Raw genomic sequence first — 360 nt, forward strand, 5'->3', positions numbered from 1 at the left:
ATGCCGCATCGACATCACGATCTTGATGATGCCCGCGACACCGGCGGCGGCCTGCGTATGACCCATGTTCGACTTGATGGAACCCAGCAGCAACGGCCGCTCCGACTCCCGCTCCTGGCCATACGTCGCCATGAGCGCCTGCGCCTCGATGGGATCGCCGAGGCTGGTGCCCGTGCCATGCGCCTCCACCGCGTCCACCTCGGACGCCGACAGACCCGCATTCGCCAACGCCTGACGAATCACCCGCTGCTGCGAGGGTCCGTTGGGCGCCGTCAGACCATTCGACGCGCCGTCCTGGTTGATCGCGCTGCCCCGCACCACCGCCAGCACCGGATGGCCATTCCTCCGCGCATCCGACAA

General features: G+C 67.5%; 1 protein-coding gene. It reads right to left on the minus strand.

What is annotated here, in order from left to right; genetic code table 11:
* On the minus strand, positions 1-360 hold a 360-nt coding region (locus NP777_RS47330), incomplete at both ends, for a polyketide synthase (protein ID WP_256656392.1).

It is taken from the genome of Streptomyces rugosispiralis, from assembly GCF_024505145.1.
GTDB lineage: Bacteria > Actinomycetota > Actinomycetes > Streptomycetales > Streptomycetaceae > Streptomyces > Streptomyces rugosispiralis.